Annotated in this window: 18 protein-coding genes and 1 pseudogene; 4 read left to right on the forward strand and 15 right to left on the reverse strand. The window is 46.3% G+C overall.

All coding sequences use genetic code 11. From position 1 onward, the window contains the following. Positions 1-406: 406 nt before the first annotated feature. Positions 407-1,129 carry a TIGR03936 family radical SAM-associated protein gene (locus C5O22_RS13485; protein ID WP_279432190.1) on the forward strand — a complete coding sequence of 241 codons (723 nt, stop codon included), beginning with the start codon at positions 407-409 and terminating at the stop codon, positions 1,127-1,129. A 179-nt stretch (positions 1,130-1,308) separates the two neighbouring features. Here C5O22_RS13485 and C5O22_RS06440 read toward each other — a convergent pair whose 3' ends face one another. From C5O22_RS06440 to recA, 10 genes and pseudogenes are all read right to left on the reverse strand, one after another. Then, entirely contained in the window at positions 1,309-1,917 is a 609-nt protein-coding gene (locus C5O22_RS06440; protein ID WP_132780393.1) for a hypothetical protein, read from the reverse strand. Positions 1,918-2,106: 189 nt separating this feature from the next. Next, complete coding sequence (locus C5O22_RS06445; protein ID WP_132780394.1) at positions 2,107-4,485, reverse strand: adenylate/guanylate cyclase domain-containing protein; 2,379 nt, start codon at positions 4,483-4,485, stop codon at positions 2,107-2,109. Between the two features lie 9 nt (positions 4,486-4,494). After that, positions 4,495-5,190, reverse strand: coding sequence for a tetratricopeptide repeat protein (locus tag C5O22_RS06450; RefSeq protein WP_132780395.1), 696 nt, complete (start codon positions 5,188-5,190; stop codon positions 4,495-4,497). 9 nt (positions 5,191-5,199) lie between these two features. Beyond that, positions 5,200-6,720 (reverse strand): sigma-54-dependent Fis family transcriptional regulator, encoded by a 1,521-nt coding sequence (locus tag C5O22_RS06455; protein ID WP_132780396.1) that lies wholly within the window; start codon positions 6,718-6,720, stop codon positions 5,200-5,202. 5 nt (positions 6,721-6,725) lie between these two features. Continuing rightward, a pseudogene (gene rpsA / locus C5O22_RS06460) lies at positions 6,726-9,098 on the reverse strand (30S ribosomal protein S1). 87 nt (positions 9,099-9,185) lie between these two features. Beyond that, positions 9,186-9,962: a pseudouridine synthase gene (locus C5O22_RS06465; protein WP_243692888.1), complete on the reverse strand. Its 777-nt coding sequence runs from the start codon at positions 9,960-9,962 to the stop codon at positions 9,186-9,188. Beyond that, positions 9,943-10,491 (reverse strand): SMC-Scp complex subunit ScpB, encoded by a 549-nt coding sequence (gene scpB / locus C5O22_RS06470; RefSeq protein ID WP_207895355.1) that lies wholly within the window; start codon positions 10,489-10,491, stop codon positions 9,943-9,945. Before scpB ends, C5O22_RS06465 begins: the two co-directional genes overlap by 20 nt. Next, positions 10,472-11,227 carry a segregation and condensation protein A gene (locus tag C5O22_RS06475; protein ID WP_132780398.1) on the reverse strand — a complete coding sequence of 252 codons (756 nt, stop codon included), beginning with the start codon at positions 11,225-11,227 and terminating at the stop codon, positions 10,472-10,474. The genes scpB and C5O22_RS06475 overlap by 20 nt, the downstream gene beginning before the upstream one ends. Beyond that, entirely contained in the window at positions 11,209-11,838 is a 630-nt protein-coding gene (gene folK / locus C5O22_RS06480; RefSeq protein WP_132780399.1) for a 2-amino-4-hydroxy-6-hydroxymethyldihydropteridine diphosphokinase, read from the reverse strand. Before folK ends, C5O22_RS06475 begins: the two co-directional genes overlap by 19 nt. A 35-nt stretch (positions 11,839-11,873) precedes the next feature. Further along, positions 11,874-13,250: a recombinase RecA gene (gene recA / locus C5O22_RS06485; RefSeq protein WP_243692890.1), complete on the reverse strand. Its 1,377-nt coding sequence runs from the start codon at positions 13,248-13,250 to the stop codon at positions 11,874-11,876. A gap of 148 nt (positions 13,251-13,398) precedes the next feature. Here recA and C5O22_RS06490 point away from each other — a divergent pair, with 148 nt between their 5' ends. Further along, positions 13,399-14,499: a ribose-phosphate diphosphokinase gene (locus C5O22_RS06490; RefSeq protein WP_132780400.1), complete on the forward strand. Its 1,101-nt coding sequence runs from the start codon at positions 13,399-13,401 to the stop codon at positions 14,497-14,499. A 95-nt stretch (positions 14,500-14,594) separates the two neighbouring features. Here the strand turns inward: C5O22_RS06490 and dtd are convergent, their stop codons facing one another. Genes dtd through rpe form a run of 5 tightly spaced genes read right to left on the reverse strand, consistent with a single transcriptional unit; the run spans position 14,595 to position 19,005 of the window. Beyond that, positions 14,595-15,089: a D-aminoacyl-tRNA deacylase gene (gene dtd / locus C5O22_RS06495; protein WP_132780401.1), complete on the reverse strand. Its 495-nt coding sequence runs from the start codon at positions 15,087-15,089 to the stop codon at positions 14,595-14,597. 46 nt (positions 15,090-15,135) lie between these two features. After that, a complete protein-coding gene (locus tag C5O22_RS06500) occupies positions 15,136-16,254 on the reverse strand; it encodes a tetratricopeptide repeat protein (RefSeq protein ID WP_132780402.1) in 1,119 nt (372 codons plus the stop codon). Between the two features lie 36 nt (positions 16,255-16,290). Continuing rightward, positions 16,291-17,334, reverse strand: coding sequence for a hypothetical protein (locus C5O22_RS06505; RefSeq protein WP_132780403.1), 1,044 nt, complete (start codon positions 17,332-17,334; stop codon positions 16,291-16,293). Next, positions 17,331-18,350: a tetratricopeptide repeat protein gene (locus C5O22_RS06510; protein ID WP_132780404.1), complete on the reverse strand. Its 1,020-nt coding sequence runs from the start codon at positions 18,348-18,350 to the stop codon at positions 17,331-17,333. Before C5O22_RS06510 ends, C5O22_RS06505 begins: the two co-directional genes overlap by 4 nt. Further along, positions 18,334-19,005, reverse strand: a complete 672-nt coding sequence (gene rpe / locus C5O22_RS06515) for a ribulose-phosphate 3-epimerase (RefSeq protein ID WP_132780405.1) — start codon at positions 19,003-19,005, stop codon at positions 18,334-18,336. Before rpe ends, C5O22_RS06510 begins: the two co-directional genes overlap by 17 nt. 215 nt (positions 19,006-19,220) lie before the next feature. Between rpe and C5O22_RS06520 the strand changes: the two genes are divergently transcribed. Further along, positions 19,221-20,159, forward strand: a complete 939-nt coding sequence (locus tag C5O22_RS06520; protein ID WP_132780406.1) for a tetratricopeptide repeat protein — start codon at positions 19,221-19,223, stop codon at positions 20,157-20,159. Positions 20,160-20,252: 93 nt separating this feature from the next. Beyond that, positions 20,253-22,943: a transcription elongation factor GreA gene (gene greA, locus C5O22_RS06525; RefSeq protein ID WP_132780407.1), complete on the forward strand. Its 2,691-nt coding sequence runs from the start codon at positions 20,253-20,255 to the stop codon at positions 22,941-22,943. The last annotated feature ends 20 nt before the right edge of the window (positions 22,944-22,963 follow it).

A 22,963-nucleotide genomic window follows, 5' to 3' on the forward strand; every position in this document is an offset into this window, starting at 1 on the left:
TTCGAGTTTTTAGAGGTGCCTGGAACAAAAATTACAGTATATTAGGCATAATCTCCGGCCTCTTGGGGTTAAGGTAAGCACCCATGATCCTTTCATTTCTGAAATTGAAGGAATTCTTTCTCGGGGTGATAGTAGAGTAGGGGAAATAATCTATAAGGCCTTCCTGAATGGCTGTCGTCTCGATAGTTGGGATGAATATTTTAAAAGGGAGCTCTGGCAGCAAATTCTTGGTAATTTCCCCGAAACCGTACAAAGTGCGTTAAGAAAAAGAAGCCTCGAAGAAGAACTGCCCTGGGACTCCATTGTGAGTACCACCGGAAAAGGGTTTTTAAAAAAAGAGTTACTTCGCTCTAGAAATTCAGAATTAACTTCAGTATGTTCAGAAAAATGTACAAACCCCTGCGGGGTGTGCAATCAGAATGCCAAAATTGTATACAATAGTATACATATTGATAAAAAAAGTTTGCTTTGCGAAGAAAAAAAAGATGAGACGCCTCAAGGATTCCCTGAAAACCATGGCCCCTCTTTTCCCAACAAAAAAAACAAGAAAAGAGATGCTTATCGTATCGTTTTCTCTTTCACTAAACAGAGCAGGGCTATCTTTATTCCTCATCTTGGTCTGATGGAAGTTTTTTCTAAAGCCTTAGTTCGTTCTGGTCTTCCTGTTCACTTTACCGAAGGCTTTAACCCGCTCCCGGCAATGGATTTTGCGGCGCCCCTGAGTCTTGGTATTGCTTCTCAGGAAGAAATTGCTACGATTGAAATGGAGGAGATAGTCTCTCCAGAGAATTTTCTTGCCATTTTGAACACCTGTCTGCCCGAGGGAATTCGCATAACCAGGGCAGAACTCTTTGTGATCCCCGAAGGGGTAAAAAAATACTCAAGCCCTGCTTTATTATGGGGATCCTGTTATCGCATAAAAGGATCGTCTGCAGAGATATTCTTGCCATCAAAAGAGGATAAAAAAATAAAAGAGCTTGCTGAAAAACATCCGGAAAAACTTCTTGCCATAGAACGAATTAGAACGTTAGCCTATAATCCTCAGGAGAAAAACCTGCCTTCCGGTTTTTCAGGAGCCTCATATTTTACGGTATACAGTGAATTGTATAAAAAATGGCAGGAAAGCTAAAAATAAAATATATCTTAACTTAATCCGCTGCTAGCGTCCGTTCTCTATCAATATCAGATATTTTTTTATCATACGTATTTAAGTAGACAGAATATACATTATGTATAGTATAATATATGAAAACAAATAGCAGAAGACGGTGCAATTTAATGTTCTCTTGAGTGTCTTCCCTTGGCTTTTTATTCTATTTTTAGAACCCCTAGCCACGTGGGATTGCTATAAATGGCACTCCCCCCGGTATCTGTCCCAAAAGCGATAATGTAGAACATTACATAGGCATACTGGCCAGTACCTTCTACGTCTTCATCATCGTTTCCATTTTTGTTAATGTCAGATTTAGAGAAGCTTCTGCTTTTGTACCGCAATCCTGAATTCAATGTAAGAGTAAACGTCACAGAGCTATCACTGGTAAGATTAACAGAGCTATCCGTTACTGAAAGTTCATAGAATCCTTTTTGATTAAAAATATCGCTCATATTATAGGAAACCACTGAATAATTGGCAGTCGATGTATAGGTGCTAAAATAAGAGTAGTGACTTGCCATAGCTGTATTGATAGAGGAAAGATCAGAAGAAGAGACGGATGAAAGGTTGTTGTCACTCAAATAGATCCGATAAAAAATAAGGTACCTATCAAAATACGAAGCCACGCTACTCTGGTCTGGGGTAGTAATGGTAATAGAACTTACTCCGTTTACCGAAACATTTGAAACCGGAAAAAGATAAATATACTCTTCTATACCGCAGGAAAAAAAAACAACCCCCAGAATGATACAGAGATAGTTCACCTTTCTTACAAAAGTCTGTTGTATGTTATTTTTTTTCTTACACCACAAAATAAGTTTATCCACACTTAACAATCGCCACCAGTTTTTCAGTTTCTACCCACTTCTTGCTTTCGCTAAAGAATTATCTCTTTCGCCACTACAAGGGACCCCTCCCCTTCCCTTTTATTTTCTAGGGGGAAATCTATATCCCTATAGGGGATCAACACTATCCACCAATTCGTAAATAACGACGGGCTTGTTCTTTCCTTTTACCCGGATAGTGTCTAGCTCTCGAACTATAAAGTGATCCTTTACAAGGCCATAGGTAAACTCGCTGATAATAATATGGGTCCCATATTGCTTGTTAGTTCCCTCTAGACGGGCCCCCAGGTTTACGTTATCTCCCATAAGGGTGTAATTCATCCTTCCGGGCGAACCCATGTTCCCCACCGTCATAATTCCTGAATTAATTCCGATACCAATGTCAATACGTTTACTTTCCGGCCAGGACTCATTCAGTTCTCTAAGTTTTTCCATTTGCCTCAGGGCACACTTACATGCCCGAATAGCGTGGTCTTCCTGAGAAATGGGAGCCCCCCAAAAACACATGATTTCATCGCCCACATATTTATCCAGGGTTCCTTCGTATTCCAGAATAATATCGGTCATGGCCGTAAGGTATACATTCAGATGATTTACCAGTTCCTGGGGGGTCATGTTTTCAGAAAGGGTGGTAAACCCTCGGATATCCGAAAAAAGGACCGTTAGTTCTTTGTCAACGCCTCCCAATTCTGGAGGATTCTCAAGAATTTGGTCTACCACTTTGGGGCTTACATATTTTCCAAAGGTGGTGCGGATCATCTTTTTCTCTTTTTCTTCTGTCATAGCCCGATATGACACAATCGCAATAAACGAAAAGATCATTCCCACGGCGGGTTTTGGGAAATCAAACACCATATTGTAGGCTTCGAAGGCAACCGAAATCCCCAGAAAATAAAAGAGAAGAACTCCTAAAAGGGTTACTAGCCCCCAGAGCGTGGAATATCGAGAAACAAGAAAGGAAATAGCCCCTACCAGTAGTAAGAGCAACAAAACATCCAGCCAGCGAGGAACAGAGTAAAGGAAGTTATTCATGAGGATTGTGTTTAAAGCATTTGCGTGGATCTCAACGCCGTACATTAACCCATAGGGGGTAGGTTTTTCATCCTCCGCAATCCCATCTGCGAAGGGCCCGACCATTACTATTTTGTTTGCCATGGCTCTGCTTCGGGGCCATGTTTCGGGGTCCGGACCGGTTACCCGTTCGGCATAACTCGCATATGAACGAATAGGGAACGTTCGATACCCATCGAGGGAAGGAGAAGAACGGTAGCCCATATAGTTGACCACCATTTGTCCCTGGTCATTAATGGGAATTACGATTTCATCTAAGACTTTGCGGGGAGCAGGCTTGATGAGGTTCCCTTCTTTATCAAACACCGCTTTCCCTATAGGAATGCTATATGGAATTCTCGTATCCGAAACAGGATCATAGACAGTTGGGTTGGGAAGTCGAATATGTTTTCCGATTACTACTTCCACATCATTTAAATTAATTCCAAAATAAGAACAGGCAAGAGTTAGAGTAATAGCGGGAATGAAATAATCCTTTACCTTTCGCACAATGTAATATTGATTCTCTGGAATTCCGTCTTCATCCGCATCTTCTATCACCGGAGGGGCATATCGTTCGAGGTCTTTCTGTAACTGTTTAAGACCCTCAGCAGTCAGGGGTATACGTATATTATGACTCCGATTATCCCGGTCTATCCATACAAGTCGTTCATAGACTGTCTCATCTACCGTATACCCAACGATCAGCTCAGAAAGGGGTATCTGTTCCAGTTCTTCGGTAAGTTTAGCAACCAGGGGCTGGCGTCGATATATTTCATCGCTATCCTGAATATAATTGGCATGCCCATAGCCTGCGCTTGCCCTGCCAAAGGGAATAAGGGGAGCCTGAACACTTTTAAAGTCGAACATCTCTTTCCATTTTCCCTGGATTTTCACAAGGCCTGGATGATGCCGAAGCAGTTCTTTCTGTCGGCGAAGCATTGTTTCGTGGGAATCATAATCACTTATCGCCACATCTAATAGCGTTTCAAGAAAAACCCTGCCCGACCGTTCTATACTTTGAAGAAGCCGCCCATCTTCCGCTGGCCGAGTATCACTTTCGATAAAAAATATATCAAGAAAAAGGGCCGCCTCCCGTTCTCGTTTATCTATGATACGAGAAAAATTATCGATGAGGTTCGCATGATAGGATCGAGGGAAAGGCCATTTTCCAAACGTAGCAAGGGAACGATTGTCGATTCCTACGATAATGATATCCCGGGAAATCCGGGGATTTTCCTCGGTCGCCACCACCCCTTCCTGAATAGTTTTAGGGGTTACCATCCCTTTTAAATAAAATTGAAAGTCCGTCGCCTTCGTGTTGAGGTCTTTAAAAATAGATGTAGAAAAATCAAGTAAAAGGATAATCATCACAACGAGCAAACCTATTATGAGACCAAAATACTTTGTCTGTAATAGCTTTGCCCGTTTTTTCATAGGACCCCTCTATTTCAGTGTAGATAACATTAGTATACGGCTACGAGCGAGTTTTGTCCAATTGTCGTTTGGCCATTTTTCCACGAGCTTTTCATACGCTGCAAGAGCTTCGGTATTGTTTTTTTGGCTCTCCTGGATACGACCTATGGCAAAATATACCCGGGGCATTAAAGGGAAGGTCTTCTCATACTCTTTCGCACAGCGAGTATACAACTCCAGTGCCTTAAGGGAATCTCCCCGCTCCTCTGCAGCGGTAGCCGCATTATAAAGAGCCACCGGTGCGAGGTAACTTGAAGGGGAAATTGATGCAACCTTAAGCCAGGCCTGCTCTGCTTCAGGCCATTCTTTTCTGTCCACATGAATAGTAGCAAGGGTCATATATGCCCGAGTTCCACTATACTTGCTTAACCAGGTATGTTGCTCTGCAAATTTCTCAAGTTCTTTTATTAATGTTTGGATTTTCTCTTCTTTATCAGAAGAATCCTCGAGAATACGTATTTCTTCATAGGATTTTTCAAGTTCCGCTACCTTTACTATATTTGCTTTTCTAGCATTTTCCAAAACCGTATATCCAATTCCTACCCCGACAAGAACAACAAAGAGAACAATGAGAACACCCGCCAATATTTTTCGATTCCGTTGAATAAAATTGACCAGCCGGTCAGAAAAATTCACCGCCACTTCGCTTTTTTTTGCGCTTTCCATACTGTAGCTCTACTCCTTAGGATTTACGATTTCTAGCTCTTTAATAAGTCGAGAAAGATATGTACGCTGGATATCCAACACCTTTGCTGCTTCGGTCTGGTTCCAGTTACATTCTTCAAGAACTTTTTTTATAAAGTGCCGTTTAAAGCTATTCAAGGCATTTTTAAGATTTTTTGTATCCTGCGGCACCGTTGCATCGCTCGCGTTTGCGGTTGATCGTAATAACAGATCCTCTGGCTGAATCCATGGCCCATTACTGATAACGCAGGCCCGCTCAATACAGTTTTCCAGTTCCCGAACATTTCCAGGCCAATTATAGGTAAGCATTACCCGCATTGCCTCATCCGAGAAACCATCTATTTTTTTCTTCGTTTCCCGACTGAACTTCTTTAAAAAGAACTGGGCTAATTCGGGAATATCCTCGGGGCGCTGTCGTAATGGAGGAATATAAATAGGAAGCACGTTAAGCCGGTAGTAGAGATCCCGCCGGAACTCCCCTTTTTCCACCAGAGCTTCGATATCCCGGTTTGTGGCCGCCAGAATACGGACATCTACGGTAATACTGGTGTCGGACCCAACCTTTTCAAAGGTCTTTTGCTGGATAACCCGTAACAATTTAGCCTGCAACTTCAGCGGGAGATCACCTATTTCATCTAAAAAGATGGTTCCTCCGTTGGCCATTTCAAAGCGGCCCCGACGATTCTGAATTGCGTCGGTGAATGCCCCTTTTACGTGACCAAAGAGTTCACTTTCCAAGAGTCCTTCGGGGAGGGCTGCGCAATTTACCCGCACAAAAGGGCCATCCCGCCGATTGCTCCGAAGGTGAATCTGTTCCGCAAAAAGCTCCTTCCCTACCCCACTCTCACCCAGGATTAATACGGAGGAATCGGTTTTAGCTACCCGTTCGATAATTTCAAGCTTTTCTAAGATAACCGGGCTTGCCGCAATAAGTGTATGGTATCCCCTATCCGTTTGAATCTGATCTTGCAGGAAGTGGATTTCTTCTCGGGCCTTTTCGTAACTCCGGGCATTTTGAATCGCTATGGCTGCCTGATTAGCAAAAATTTCAAGCCACTCGAGGTCATCTTCTGAAAAGTAGCGCCCATTCTTTTTATTTATAAGCTCGATAACCCCCACGCATTCATCTTTGATGCGCATGGGAACCGCCAGCATGGTCTTTGCAGGATATCCAATGGACCGTGAAATTTCCGCCAGATGCCGGCTATCGTTTTCTACATCGTTTACAATAATAGACTTGTTGTGTTGAGCTACCCACCCTGCGATGCCCTCTCCAAAGTTAAGGGAGTACTTTTTTACCGCCGCTCCCTTGGATCCAAGGGCAATTTCAAAATACAGTTTTTGTTCTGCCTTGTTGAGCAAGAGGAGGCTCGAGGCCTCCCCTTCACAGAGGCGAGTAGCCGACTCAAGAATCTGGGTCAACAGAGACCGTACGTCCGTATAGTTCGAATTAATGAGAGTGTTAATCTCTATCAGGGTGTTGAACTTCTGGACGTCGATCTGAGAAAGCATGGCTCCTAATCCTGCCGGGCATCCCTATCCCGGGACTTTAAGAAATCTCCCAGCGTAAAGGTAGCGCTCTCGGATTCTTCCGCCGCCATATACTGGGAAATCTCTTCCCGCTGCATCTTTCGGTGATAATCCCGGATCGAAAAGGCTACCTTCTGTTTTTCCGGCTGAATTTCAATGACGACCGCTTTTATCGGATCGCCCACCTTGTATTTTTTCAGAACCTCATCGGGATTTTCGTCCTTATTTTCGGTGAGGTTAGTTTTGTGAATCAGCCCCTCGATTCCCCCCGAAACTCGAACAAAAATACCAAAGTCGGTTACCGAAGAAACTTCCCCTTCGATAGGAGAACCGACTTTATAGGCGGCAGCAAAACTCGTCCAGGGATCCTCAGTAAGCTGCTTCACCCCCAGACGAATATGCCGGTTTTCCGGGTCACAGGCGATAACCATTACTTCAATTTCCTGGCCTACCTGCAGTTCTGACCCGGGATGTTTAATTTTCTTTGTCCAGGAAAGATCGTCCACATGGAGGAACCCGTCGATTCCTTCTTCTAGCTGGACAAAGGCTCCCGCATTGGTGAGCTTTACCACCTTTCTCCGTAACCGGGTACCGACCGGATAGCGCTCCGTAATCGTATCCCAGGGATTGGCCGTAACCTGCTTAAGCCCAAGGGACACCCTCCCTGCCTGAAGATCATAGCCCAGGATCATGCAGTCCACTTCGTCCCCAATTTTGAGCATCTCGTCGGGCCGCTGGATCTTTCTGACCCAGGAGAATTCAGAAATATGGGCAAGGCCTTCGATTCCCTCTTCCAGTTCAATAAAGGCACCAAAATCGGTAAGCTTGGTAACCCGACCTTTTACGATATCATTTACATGATATTTTTCTTCAAAATGAATCCACGGATCGTCGGTAAAATGCTTTAAAGAAAGGTTGATACGCTTTTCTACCGGATCGAGCCGGATCACCTTCAGTTTTACCTGTTGCCCCTTCTTTACATAATCCTTTGGCCGGGTCACATGGCCCCAGCTCATGTCATTAATGTGTAAAAGCCCATCGAATCCGCCAAGATCGATAAAGGCCCCAAAGGAGGTAAAACTCTTTACCGTTCCCACCACATCATCACCCACCTGGGTGTTGGCAAAGAAGGCTTCCCGTCGTTTCTCAATATCTTCTTCAAGGAATTTTCGACGGTTTACCACCACGTTTACTTTGCCATCGGAATACAAGCGTTCTACATAAAAGAAGGATTTTACATTTAAAAGCTTTTCTGGCTTATCAATCCGGCTGATATCGGCCTGGCTGATAGGCAAGAAGGCCTTTACCCCTGCTCCCAGATTAACTTCGTACCCACCTTTTACGACCGTTTCGATAACCCCTTCTACCGGGGTGTGATCCTGGAAGGCCTGACGCAGGTTCTTCCAGAACAGCTTGGCATCGGCTTTTTGTTTAGAAACAATCACTTCACCGTGCTTGTTTTCCTTGGTAATAAGCACCACCATGACGGTGTCGCCTATTTTGGGAATTTCAGTAAACTCCGCAATGGGAATCTTTCCCTCTGACTTATACCCAACATCGACGAAGACCTGATCCTGTGTCACCTCAATGACCCTTCCTTCGACAAGCTGGCCTTCTTCGAGCTGTTCGAGGGATTTGAGATACTCCTCTTGTAATTGTGTCTGGATGTTGTCCGCGGAGTGTAAAGACCCACCCATTTCCACTTCCATCTGACCCATAGTTAATCCTTATAGCTGAATTTTCTCTATCAATCTGGCATAAACTTGCTCGATGGTCAAGTCCGATGTATCCAAGTAGATGACCCCTTCTCCGATTTTAAGGCTCCCCTCAGCCTTGTTTTTGTCAATTTCGTCCCGTTCCCGGATACGTCGCTCAATCTCTTCAAGGGAAAGCTGGGACACCCCCTGCTCATAGCGGCGACGGGCCCTCGCTTCAGGAGAGGCGTCGAGATAAAACCGATATTCCGCATCGGGAAACACCACGGTGGTCATGTCTCGCCCTTCGACCACCACCTGTTTTCCCTCTGCAATCCGGCGGATAAGGGCATTGATGTGATGCCGCACCGGTACAATAGCCGACAGGGGGGCTACCCATCGATCGATCTCATCGGTGTGGAGTTCCGCTTCCACATCCCTCCCTTCGAGGTGAACCCGCCCATTGACATAGTCGATGGGGGCCTTTTCCGCATAGGCAAGGACCTGGCTCTCATCGGTAGGCACAATATGGTGTGTAAGGCAGCCCAGGGTAAGGGCGCGATAGAGATTGCCCGAGTTGATATACACAAACCCCAGCCGCTCGGCAAGTAAGCGGGCAATAGTGCTTTTCCCCGAACCTGCAGGGCCGTCTATGGCAATAACCATTTTCTCCCCCTTTGCGATAATCTTTCCGGTTCCTCAAACAATAGATTCAGCGTTTATAAGCTTCCCCGGTTCATTTTTTATTGTGATTTAATGGGGAGCTTTCCCCCTTTTCCCTGCCACATCCCGGAGCGCCTCTATTTCCTCTGGAGTAAGCGGACGAGTCTTCCCTTCCGTCAAATCCCCCAACAACACGGGCCCAATGCGAATGCGGCGCAACACCCGGGGATGCAGGTGGAAAAACGAAAACACCCGTCGGATTTCCCGGTTTTTCCCTTCAATAAGAACAATTCGCAGAGCCTTTTTTCCCAGTTTTTCTATGGCCCGGCATGTGTAGGTGACCCCTTCGATATCAATCCCCTGCGGAAATTGTTCTAAAAGAACCTCGGGGATAGGAACCGTGGATTCCACATAGTATTCCTTTTCGATTTCCGCAGAGGGATGCCCTACCTTTGCCGCAAAGGGTCCGTCATTGGTAAGAATAAGCAACCCCGAAGAACGAAAATCAAGCCGACCGATAGTAAAAAGCCGTTCGGTGATAGAAGAAGGAATCAGGTCTCCCACCAGGGGGCGATGATAGGGATCCCGAGCACTGCACAGATACCCTGCTGGTTTGTGGAGAACCAGGTAGTGACGCCGTTCTTCCGGGTATACCTCTTTTCCATCAACCATCACGATATCCCCTGGCACCACCTTTACGCCCATGGTAGTGACCAGAGTATGGTTTAGCGTCACCCGTCCTTCCTGAATAAGCTGTTCTGCTCCGCGGCGGGAAGCCACCCCACACCGGGCTAAATATACCTGGAGTCGAAGGCCTCCTTCGGGAATGTCCCAGGTGCCAGGCGCGTTATGTTCCTTGTAGTTCAAACCGTTCTCGCTCACTTTCATCTAGCTTTGGCAAATCCGCAATACTTTCGAGTCGGAACATCTTTAAAAATTCCTTTGTGGTTCCATACTGAATTGGTTTGCCAGGGACGTCCTTCTTGCCCACCTCTTTTATAAGTCCCCGCTCTAAAAGCAGGCGAATCATCGTATCCGCCGAGACCCCCCGGATTGCCTCTATTTCACTCCGGGTAATAGGCTGGGAATAGGCAATGATGGAAAGGGTTTCCAGGGCCGCCCGGGAAAGTTTGGCATCGTTTTTCTTTCCATACCGTTCTTTAAGAATGTCCCAGTACTCTTTCTTAGGGGAGATAACAATACCCCCGCCAATCCGGGAAAGTTCTACCCCGGAAATAGGCTCTCGATACCGTTCTTCCAGTTTTTCTAAGGCCTGTTCTACTACCTCTTTAGAGAGACCCGCAATTCGGGCAAGTTGGGAAATTTCGAGGGGCTCTGTTTCAAGGTAGAGAATCGCCTCAATAAGGGCAACTTCTTTATCCAACTGTATCTCCATGGGAATACACCTTCTCATACGGTCGAATAATGATATCCCCAAACATCCGATTTTGATAAATAGAGACCATTCTGAATTTTACCGCCTCTAAAACCGCCAGGAAGGCACAGACAATATCCATAACCGATCCCCGGCGGACCACGAGGTCAGTAAAATTACATTCTCCCCGTTTTTCCAGAAGCTCATTCAAAAGGGTAAGCTTTTCATTGATTGAAACTTCTTCATACAGATCTATGATTCGCTCGCTGGTAAGGTTACTCACCAAGGACGAAAAGGTTTTAAGAAGATCCCACACATCGACCCGTTCCCATAGTTCCTCTTCTCCAAAGGGCAGAACTCGCTGCAACTTTTTTCGTTCAATGACCCACTCTGCCTCCCGTTCCTTTTCTTCCATGAGTTCTGTCAGTTTTTTATACTTTTGATATTCGATAAGCCGATCCACCAGTTCCTGGCGGGGATCTTCAATCTCTTCTTCCCCATCCATCTCTACTGGTAAAAGCATACGGCTTTTTATGTATAACAGCGTAGCGGCCATCACATGAAACTCGGTAAGCGACTCGAGGTCCAGTTCAGTGGCATAACGGACATATTCAAGGTATTGTTCGGTGATTTCTGCAATGGGAATATCATAGATATTCACTTCGTTCTTTTTAATGAGAAATAACAGGAGGTCGAGGGGACCTTCGAAATCCCGAAGTTTTACCTGAGTTTTTGAAGTTATTTCTGGTTCTTCCATGAGGGCTGATTATAGTACTCCATATCAGTATAGTAAATACCCTGGTCCGGTAACTGTTCATATATTTGCCACAGGGGTATCCCCGTCCGGGGGTCCTGACAGAGGGGGCACAACTCCAGAAGAGGGAGAAGGGCAAATTTCCGTTCCAACAGCCGGGGATGCGGTATTTGAAGACGGGGACCATCGTTGATGATAAGATTCCCCATGATCAGAATATCGATATCCAGTCTTCGGGCTCCCCACCGTTGTTCCTTGCTACGATCTCTCCCATACCGCTCTTCTATTTTCTGGATCGAGGTAAGCAGTTCCTCGGGGCTCCCCTGATAGAAACCTACCACCGCACAATTGTAATACATCGGCTGTTCCACCAGGTGCCGGGGCTTGGTAAGGTATATTCGGGACATGCGCAGATCCTTTAGAAGAACCCCTAGCTCCTGGACTGCCTTAAAAAGAATCTCCCGGGAGAACCCCTGGTTTGAGCCAAGACCAAGAATGACCTCATACCCTTCCCGTTCCGCCATTTTTTCTTCCCCCGACTTTTCCCGGAGATTCACCAGGGCCGTGCCAGATGCTATTTTACGCCTGGGGATCTTATCTACTCGCTCCCCCACGGCCCTGATGTTAGGCTATCATTATTTTCTTTTCCTCAGAAAAGCTCTTCCTCAGAGGACACCGAAGAAGGGGCAGAACCTTTCTTGCTTGTCGGTTGTTCCGCCACGGTCTCGGGTTTCCGTGCGATAGAAGAACCCCGTGCTAAAGTCCCTGAAGGTCCACTCAGAGGCTCATCCTTTTGGATGGCGCCGGTGGGCGCTTTGCCAGCGGGGGGTGTTCCGCTTCCAGAGGAAGCACCGAGGGGAGCCGTACCGGCTTTCGGTATTGCGGCAGAAGAAGCTCCGGTGTTTTGGATTGTAGGCCCTTTTCCCCCTGTTCCCGGAAGCGGAGATCCCCCACCCGCGCCCACCGGCGCCTCCGGTTCTCGCATACCGGGGAACATAAGGGCCCGGAGTTTTTTCTCTATCTCCGTCATAAGAGCGGGATTCGCTTCTAAATAGGCTACCGCATTATCCCGCCCCTGGCCGATTTTCTCTTCCCCATAGGCATACCAGGACCCCTTCTTATCGATAAGTTCGTATTTTACCGCTGCATCAAGGATACTACCCGCCGCAGAAATCCCTTTGCCAAACAGGATCTCAAGTTCCGCTTTTCTGAATGGGGGGGCCACCTTATTTTTCACCACCTTTACCCGTACCCGATTCCCAATGGCATCGGCATCTCCCTTTTCGATGGTCTCCATTTTTCGTACTTCTAATCGTACTGAGGCGTAGAACTTAAGGGCATTTCCACCGGTGGTTGTCTCCGGGTTCCCAAACATAACCCCAATTTTCATACGGATCTGATTGATAAAAATCAGAATGGTTTTTGATTTTCCTATGGTGGCGGTCAGTTTACGCAGGGCCTGACTCATGAGGCGAGCCTGGAGCCCCACGTGGGCATCCCCCATCTCCCCTTCTATTTCAGCCTGCGGGGTAAGGGCTGCGACCGAATCCACAACGATAATGTCTACCGCACCGGAACGCACCAGATTTTCCGCTATTTCCAGGGCCTGCTCTCCCGTGTCAGGCTGGGAAACCCACAGTTCATCGATGTTTACCCCCAGGTTTTTTGCATACACCGGATCAAGGGCATGTTCTGCATCGATAAAGGCGGCAATACCGCCCCGTTTCTGGGCCTCCGCTATGGCATGGAGGGCAAGAGTCGTTTTCCCTGAAGATTCGGGGCCATAAATTTCTATGATTCTTCCCCGGGGATAGCCACCAATACCCAGGGCTTCATCCAGAAGGATGGACCCCGAGGGGATTACCTCAATCCCGGCGGCATTCACATGGGTGCCTAACTTCATAAGAGAACCGGCTCCAAATTGTTTTTCTATTTGAAGCCTGGCAATTTCCAGGGCCTTGAGTTTTTCTTCCAGGCTCGGTTTTGTCTCCTGGGACTGTTCTAAGGATTCTCCATTCTTTGCCATCATATCGCTCCTTATAGGACTTCATCCTTTGATATACCTAATAGTATGCACATCTCTTTTCTGCTTGAACTATGCTATACGAAAAAGTCCTTTCTCGCAAGGTAAAAAAGGACTCGACGATTCTGAAGAGGGGGGCTATTATTAAGACATGCAAAATGACTTTATCGTTTTGGCTACCCGTTCTATGCAGGAATATACCGACCGGGTGGTCCAACACCTGCTTCATTTCCCCAGTTTTCAGGAAAAAGCAGAATTGATTAACCAGGTGGGGAGCCTGCGGGTTGATCTCTTTGCAGATGGAGAACTCGAGGTTGCAGTAGGAACTTCCCTCAGAGGAAAGGATGTCTATCTTTTTTCCAGTGCTGCCCGGAATCCCGCGGGGATCCCCGTAGAAGAAGCAAAAATAGAGCTGTATCATGCTATTGATGCATTAAAACGAGCCCAGGCAGAACGGATCTGTGTCTTTGAACCCTATGTAACCTGTTCTCGTTCCGATAGAACCACCCGTCGAAATTCGGTGGGCCTCTGGATTCACTTTAAGATCCTTTCCAGTTTAGGGGCCTGTCATATTATCACCTATCAGCTCCATTCAGATAAATCAAAAAGCATGGTTGATCCTACCATCTGTGCTATTGATGATGTGCCTGGCTTAAAATTACTGAAGCAGTACCTCTGTGACCGGTACATCCAATCGGTGGATTTTTTGAGAAACGTAGTACGCTCCCAATGGGCCTTCTGTTCGGTCGATGCGGGGGGTGAAAAACTGGCCCGAACTTTTGCTAATGCCTTCGGTGCTCCCTTAGTAGTGGCCCACAAACAACGGGATTATTCCCGGGCCAATACAGTGGAATCAATCAATATTCTTTCAGCGGAACCCATCGAAGGGAAGGTGCTCTGGATTGTGGATGATATGATTGATACCGCCGGTTCGGTGTATAGTCTTATTAATGCCCTTGAAAAATTCCATCCCACCGAGATTAACCTGGCGGCGGTGCATGCGGTCTTTTCTTCCCCTGCCCTGGAACGGTTGACGGAACTAACCCGGCGGGGACTCCTTAAGCATATCGTCGTAACCGATACGGTCTATTGTCCTGAATGTTTTGGCGAGGATTTACCCAATCTCGAAGTTGTTTCCTCTACGGAGCTTTCTGCCCATATCATCGCCACCATTGCGCTGGATAAATCTTTAGGAAAGCTCCTTGAACCATTTAATGCGGAAGCCTATTTGAGCCGTCCTCGCCTCTTTTAGAGCGTTGCCTTGGCTCTGCAATCCTTTCCTCAAACGTTCCAAGCCGCCCATGATTCTTTTAGAATTTTATCCAGAGCCAACTCTCCCTTATTTTTTTAAGATTCGGCCTTACCCCGCCAATTTCCTCGTCGAGAGAGTCCTTCCAGTTCTTCCGTATCCAGGAGAATAGAAACGGGACCATCGTTCGTGTACTGGACCTGCATGGAAGCCTGAAAAATACCAGAGGCTATGGGGAGCCCGTACTGGCGGGAACGTTCTATGGTGTACTCATAGAGTTCTTTTGCCTGAGCAGGGGGAGCCGCCCGGGAATAGGAGGGCCGCCTACCCTTCCGACAGTCTGCGAGGAGGGTAAATTGGGAGACCCACAGAATCCCTGCCCCTTCGATATCTAAAAGGGACCGGTTCATTTTCCCTTCCTCATCATCAAAAACTCTAAGATGTACGATTTTTTCTACTATTTCCTCGGCCTGGGTCTTTGTGTCTCCTTGGGCAACCCCAAGATATACCAGGAGTCCCCGTTCTAAATGGGCCACACATGTACCTTCTACCCACACCTGGGCGTGCAGCACCCGTTGGATCAGGGCTTTCATAGTTAGTCTCCTCTCGCTTTTAAGGATGTTTTCTGGGTCTGCCCTATCAAGTATCCGGTTTTATAACCCTCGACTGATGGACCGCCACACCCCGCAGATATATTCCTTTCTTTTCAGGCATTACGACAATTTGCCCCAGGACCTCAAGGGGTTTTTCTACATCCACATCGATGGCAAAATCACAGCGGACGGGGATAATTCCCTGGAGCACCTGCTTCGTATCATAGCCCACCAGAAGATCCCAGGAGGTGCGTTGGGCCTCTGCAATAACGTTGGCGGCCATCCCCCTCCAGATAACGTACACATCCTGGTATAATAAGGGATCTTTCATTACTTCATTGTATGAGAACCGATCGCGAAGGGTATCAAACCCGGGGGTGGCGGCATAATTTTTTAAAAGCCGTGCCTTATTTTTTATTGGTTCCCCCGCATTGGATAGGAGGATGCGATTAATCTCTACCTTGGCAGCCTCGTCCCGATATTCGCTGAATAGCCTCAGGGCCCGCTCATAGGAACGAAGAATCTCCCCCTGGGTAAGAATGAGGTGATATGTTTCTCCTGTAAGAAGAGGGGCGGTCTTTTCTTCTGTAAGAAGGACGAACTGGTCCATCCCCGGGCGGGGTTTTGCCAGGGGATTAGGGAAAATTCCTACCCCAAGGCCAATGCCATAGATAAGGGCCATCCCTATGGCCACACTGACCACAAGGGTAAGTCTTCTCCTTCGAGAACTGGGAATTTTGGGAAGAGGTGGATAGAGGGGAAGAAGGCGCCCCTCCTCTACTAAGGAGAGAAGCTGTTCTGGATCTCCATGCTTTTTAATAAACTGGAGCCCCCGCTGGGCAAGACGGTGGTGGGGATCCTTTTCCAGAATATCCAGATACAGCTCAATGGCCCGCTCGGTCTCTCCCCGTCGTAAATGGAGTACCGCGAGTCCTGCAAGGATAGAAGGATCCTGCAATTTTAATTCCCGTCCCCGTTTAAAATAGGTCAGGGCTCCCCCATAGTCACCGGCATATAAACAGGCGGTGCCCAATAGATAATAAAACCGGGGAGAGTCATGGTATCGAACGATCTCAGTTTCCAAAAGCTGAATGGCCAGCCCGAATTTCTTTTTTCGGATAAGCCGGGTTGCTTTAATAAAAAGAGGATCGGGGACTATTGCCATCGTACAACCCCACTTGGATAAGGAAATCCCCAGACGTTACTGGTTCGCCGGATATTTTTCTTCTAGTCGATCGAGGATTTGTTGAATAGTAGCCATATCTTCTGCCGAAATATTTCCCTGAGCCTTAAGCAATACATCCAGGCGTTTTAATACATCCTCTATGATAATGAGATCCCGTTTTAGGTCCTCCTGAGAATTGAGCGTTTCCTCGTAGGCCTTGGAAAAAATCCGTGAAAGTTCTTCGCTGTCTTTAACAGTTTCGAACCCCCCTGGCTGAGAAACCGCTAACAACAGCGTGCAGGTACGGCTTTGGCCAACTTTAATAAGCTGGGGATCAAAAAAGTAACAGACCGCCGAATCATTGACCGAATAGGGTAAATAGGTAAAGGATCTTCCTGGAGACACCTTAATATTCCAACTGAGGTCATGGATACGTTTCCAATTGACAAAAAGCACCGAAGAAGGGTTGTTTGCGGAAGAGATGAAGAAACTTCCCATAAGTCCACCCCGCTTACCTTCGCTTACCCAGTACGTATCCGATGCAGAGGGCTCCACCAGGGTTTCACTCTTAATTTGTCGATAGGGGGTATAGAAATGCAGATCCCCCTCTTCTCCAAGATTCGTGTCCAGAAGAAAACGTACGCCCCCTCGAATATCCTTTTCGCCTTTGTTGATTATCTGAATATCCATACGGATCCCGTTCGAAAGAACCGTATCCCCTATGCGAAGAAAGGAAAAAACCTGGCGCACCGTGATGGCCGGCGAATCAAACACCAGCGCAGGAGAAAGAGGGTTTGTCTCATCAAGCATAATCCGAAAGACAGAACTTTCCCCCAAACGGTACGTACTATCATTTACGAGTAACGTGATGTAGGATGTTCGTGGGTCCTTATCAACAAAAAGAGGAATGTAGCGTTCTTTATCTATATCTTGAAGATAATAGAGCGAGAACCGTCCACTTTGCTCGTGGAGGACTAATTTTATCCGACCATCTTTAAAATCTCGACCAAAAGCAAAATTCCCGGCGATAAAAAACCACAGCAAGAGCAGCCATGTGCGACATCTTTGATATCTATTCATTTTTGAGGAGCCTCCTGAGATCGGGAAGATTCTAATGCCGCGATCCGATTGATGATCCGATTTTTTATATCCAGGGCTTTTTGTTTTAATTCCAGCACCTGGGGATTTTCTTCTGTTTTCGAAGGGGTGGCGGGCGTTTCTTGAGTAATGGAAGGAGAAGGTGCTGCCGGTGTTTCCTGCGGGGCCGTGGCCGGCGTATTTCGAGCTACTGCCAATTCATCCTTAAGACGGGCTATCTGCAAAAGCAGGTCCCTATTTTCCTGTTCCAGGGTTGCAAGGCGATTATCCTTTAGAAGTTCGGCGATTCTTTTTTGATACGCAATGAGGGCCTGTTCGTAGGCCCGTTCTCGGCGTTCATACTCTTCGGTGATACGCAGGGCCTCTTCATGGCTCCATTTTAAAAGCCCTAAAAGCTCTGTTTCAATCTGTTTTTGCTGGATAAGGGCAAGCCGATAGCGGGCACCCTCATATTTAGGGCTCTGCGGGTACTGACTAATAAGGGAAGTATATATTTTTTCTGCCTCACCGTATTGTCCCATCGAAAATAGATTTTCCCCTATCCAGAAGAGCGCCAGGGATTTTCGGATGGGATCTTCGATTTTTGTAAAAAAATCCTGGAGTACCCCTATCGACGTTTCATATTGACCGGTTTCGTAAAGAGCCCGACCTTTGATATAGGCCCCATCAATAACCCTCTGAGGAGGGCGCTTCGTCTTTTCTAAAGCCTCGATAGCGGCAATAGATTTACCATACTCTCCCCTGGAAAGGTATGCCTGCCCAAGCCAGTAAAGGGCTTCTCCCTGTTCATCCGCTTTAGAACTCTTTGTGGCAATCGGTACCAGGGTATCAATCGCCTCCTGATACTTCCCTTCGCTCAAAAGGGTAATTCCCCGAGAAAGAGAGGCCCCATAGTCCTGGGAAAACAGTACCATGGTCCATCCAAAGAACAAGAGGACAATTGCTCCCCATCGATAGGGACCTACCATACGCAACTCCTTTTTATACTTTTCGGTCATACATAAGAAGACTCTTTAGATCTTCTACAAATTCCGCCGGATCAGGGGCCGTAAAGAACGCTGATCCCGTGATAAGGACATTCGCTCCAGCTTCAAGTACCAGGGGGGCCGTCTCATGGTTAATCCCCCCATCAACCGAGATGAAGAATGAAAGTCCCTCTTTTTTACGAAGTTCTGCCAGGGCTTCTATTTTTTTAAGCATCGAAGAAATAAAGCGCTGCCCTCCAAAGCCCGGATTTACCGTCATAATCAGCACGAGATCAATGAAGGGAAGCAATTCCTCGATGGCACTCAGGGAAGTAGAAGGAACAAGGCTTATGCCTGCCTTTTTCCCGCGATTGTGGATATGTTCTACCAATCGATGGGCATGCACTACCGATTCAATGTGAAAGGTAAGGTAATCCGCTCCCGCCTCTACAAATTGATCAACCAGAGACTCAGGATGCTCTACCATAAGGTGCACATCAAAGGTTTTCGCACTGTAGGGCCGCAAATCCGTCACCACTTTGGGGCCAAAGGTAAGGTTGGGAACAAAGAGCCCATCCATCACATCTATGTGCACCCAATCAGCGGGAACCTGATCAATTAACCGGACCGCCTCTCCCAATCGAGAAAAGTCTGCTGACAGAATCGACGGGGCTACTAATGGTTTCATATGTACATATTAAGATTCCTGCTCCCCCTTGTAAAGAAGGTTGTAAAAAAGGGATTCTTGCGGCTGATGTGTCTTTCCTTCGCAAGGGTACCCCTAAGGAATATCATGGCTACCAACCCTACCGTACCGCAGGGGAAAGGTTGACTAAGGAATGATAAATGATATAATACAAAAGAGTGCAATGATTATATGGAAACTGCACAAATGTTCAAGCCATGGATGAAGAATCTGTTATACAGGGGCATTTGCAAAGGGCCTACGAACAGCTTAAAGCCTCTGATATTTCCTCAGCCCTGAATAGTTTGGAAAAGGCTCTGGAGATCGATTATGAACACCCTGAGGTGGTGTTCGCTTTAAAGTGTGTAAACTGGTGGCTTGAACGATTTAAAGCCCTGCCCGAAGGGGATGGGGCCTATGAAAAAGGCGAATATCTTGTTTCCCAATGGAAACAGTTTCAGTCTTTTGTGGAACGCATGGGAAACCGGTATGATCGCTGCCTGTATGGAATACGGCAGGGAGTGTTTCATCGAGCCCTCGGTTTTTTTACGGGTCTTCTGAAAGAGGGCGTGGAGCAAGTGGATGCGGAACTTTTGCTCCAACTCGGAAGGTGTTATAAAGCTTTGGGAGATTATGAAAAGGCCCAGCGCCTTCTTGAGGAAGCCCTGGGACAAAAGCAGGAGGATGCGGAGATTCTCGCGGAGCTGGCGGATGTATACGCCCTGGTAAATGAACCACGGTTAGCCAAGGTCCTGTTTCGGGAGGCTTTTTTTATAAACCCCCAGAAGATCGACATTCGGCTCATGGAATCAGAATTTATTCTGGTGCTGTATAGAAAAGTAAAAGAACTGGGATACAAAAGTCCTGAACTAGAGGAATGGATCCCCGTGTATGGGGTGTTATGGGGAATTTTCACTATTAAACGGGAATTACGGGCGATTGAGTTAGGAAAACTCAAGCAGTCCATTTTCTCTCTGGAAAACGAAATTCGGGCAAATCCAGAGAAGGCTTCCCTGCTCGTTCCTCGGTTAATCAATCGATATTTCTGGTTGATTGACCACTATGTTAATGCGGGGGAAGATCAATCAAGGATAGAAGAAACGTTATTAAAGATCAAAATCCTTGACCCGATTGTGTATGATCGCTTTGTACAATAAGGAACCTCAGGAATTTTTTGGAAGCCTGAGAGATCCACGAACCCGATTCATCGGGTAAATATGTAAGCACCACGAAGGTGAGGAGTTGTCCAGATGTCAGAAGCCCTCCTAAAGAAAGTACAAGAAATGCTCAATGAGGAAAAGTGGACCCGTGCCACCTTGAGTAACTATTCAATTGGTAATTTTAAAGAATTGGATGCCCTTATCGCGGAGGCCCGGGAAAAGCGGGCTATTGAGGATCTTAAGAAGATCTGCGAGGAACATTTAAGCCATACAAAAACAAGTATCATTGCACTGTATATGGCAGGTATCATCTCCGTATCCCGTCAGATCATCGATGATACGGACATGGTGAATTTGATTACCATTTTTGTAGATAACCATAAGTGGCCTATTGTAAAGTATCTCAGCGAACGTATGCTGGAATACGGGGAATCAAAATATGCCCTGAGGATGCTCATCGAATGCTATAAGAACGAAAACAATGAAGCTGCCCTGTATCCGGTGTACGAACGGCTTGTCAAAGTAGATTATGAAGAAGCGGATCTCGCAAAGGTTCTAGCAGAATATTATGAAAAACAGGGAAACCTGGAACAGGCTATTGATTTTTACAAAAAGGCTATCCATCGATACATTCACAAAAAGCTCATGACCAATGTAAAAGAAATTTGGTCTAAGCTCCTCGAGCTATGCCCTGAAGACATCGACTTTTTCTTTCATGTTCAAAAAAAGATTGCCAAGAATATCAGCGAAGATAAGGCCTCCCTTTTCCTTCAGGATCTTTACCAGATATACAAAAAGCAAAAAAAGTATGATGTGGCAATTGATATCTTGAAAACGATTCTTTCCTATGATGAGCGGGATAGCCTTGCCCGAAAAGAAATCGTGGAATGTTATAGGGCCAAGTATGCAGGTCATAGTCAGTTAGAAGAATACATCAAACTTTCTAATCTTTCTCAGTCCTGGCGGAATGTCCATGAGGCCATAGCGGACTTTGAAAAGCATATTGCCTTTGATACGGGGAATTTTGTGTACCACCGCACGTGGGGAGTAGGACGGATTGCTTCGGTGGTAGGTGATGAGATTACCATTGACTTTGCAAAAAAGCGGGGCCATACCATGTCCTTGAAAATGGCGGTAAGCGCCCTCCAAATCCTTTCCCGGGATCATATCTGGGTTCTTAAGGCAACCCAAAAGAAAGAAAAGCTCCACGATAAAGTAAAGACCGATCCCGAATGGGCTTTAAAAATCATCATCCGGAGCTTTGGTAATTCCTGCGACATGAAACGGATTAAAGCAGAACTCGTCCCCGGCGTTCTCTCAGAAAGTGAATGGACGGGCTGGAGTAACCGGGCGAAGGAAATACTTAAGGCAAGTCCCGCGTTCGGCGTTAACCCTGATAAGGTTGATGAGTACATGGTTCGGGATCGCCCCATCAGCGTGGAAGAAAAAATCTTTAATGAATTTAAGGCTACCAAGAATTTCTTTGATCGCATTCAAATCCTTAAAAATTTTGTAGAACTTCGTGACATTGAACCGGACTCCGAGTATTTTAACGAAATGTTTAATTACTTCACGGGCTACCTAAAGTCCTATACCACGGTGAATGAGCAAGTGATAGGGGCATACCTCCTGATAAAGGATCTGGTTTCCCGCTTCCCCTACCTGAATACGGGATTCTCTTTTAATTTTGTAGAACTCTTTGATCAAATAGAGGATGTGACCTCTATCTTTATCAATCTTAAAGATGGAAAACTAAAGGAAGAATTTTTAAAACACATAAAATTATTTGTGCCCCAATGGTCTGATATCTTTATTAAACTTTTCCCCAGCGCTCTTTTGTCTTCAATGGTAGTGGATTTAAAAAACGAAGGGTACGAAACAAAACTTGTTCAAATGGTTCAGAATGTATTCGAAAATTACCGGGAACATAAGGAGGCCGTTCTCTGGATATTTAAGAACCTTACCTCTGAACTCTGGTTTTCCAAAACGGGTATTTCCCGAGAAAAACAGATCATCACGTTAATTCATATTCTGGATCTTTCGTTTAGGGAAATCGAAAATCATCGGGACACCACAGAAAACCGCCGAATCAACAAGATGGTTTCGACCATCCTCTTTAGAGAAGGAATCATAGAGAACTTTATCGAAAATTCCGATCGAGATACCATTACGCGGATCTACACCCTTGTGGAAGATGTAAAGGATCTGGATCCGGCTATAAAAATGAGATTGCGGAACCTCATCCAGAAACGATATCCCGACTTTAAATTTTACGGGGTGGAAGAAAAAATCTTTACTCCCCGGGGACTTATCGTTACCGCCGCGAAATACCAGGAAAAGCAGCGACAACTGCAGCATATCATGGAGGTTGAGGTCCCGGCCAACTCGAAGGAAATTGCCTTTGCCCTTTCCCTGGGGGACCTTCGGGAAAATGCGGAGTATAAGGCTGCAAAGGAAAAACAGGAGATCCTCAACTCAACGGTAGCGAAACTCAAGGAAGAAATTGAACGGGCCCAGATATTCGATCCCTCCACGGTCAACACCAACCGGGTTTCCTTTGGTACGGTGGTGGTGCTGACAAATGAAACGAAGGGAACCGAAGAAACCTATACCATTCTTGGTCCCTGGGAATCGGATCCGGAACATCATGTGATTTCCTATCTGTCTCCCTTTGGGAGTACCCTGTTAAACAAGAAGGTCGGAGAACGCTTTGATTTTTCTATTGATAACTCGAAAATAAGCTATCGAGTAAAAAGTATTAGCGCGGCCCCCTTAGAATAAAGGGCCGTTTATAAGGAGAG

Origin of the sequence: Treponema sp. J25 (assembly GCF_004343725.1) — a bacterium.
Classification (GTDB): Bacteria; Spirochaetota; Spirochaetia; order Treponematales; family Breznakiellaceae; genus J25.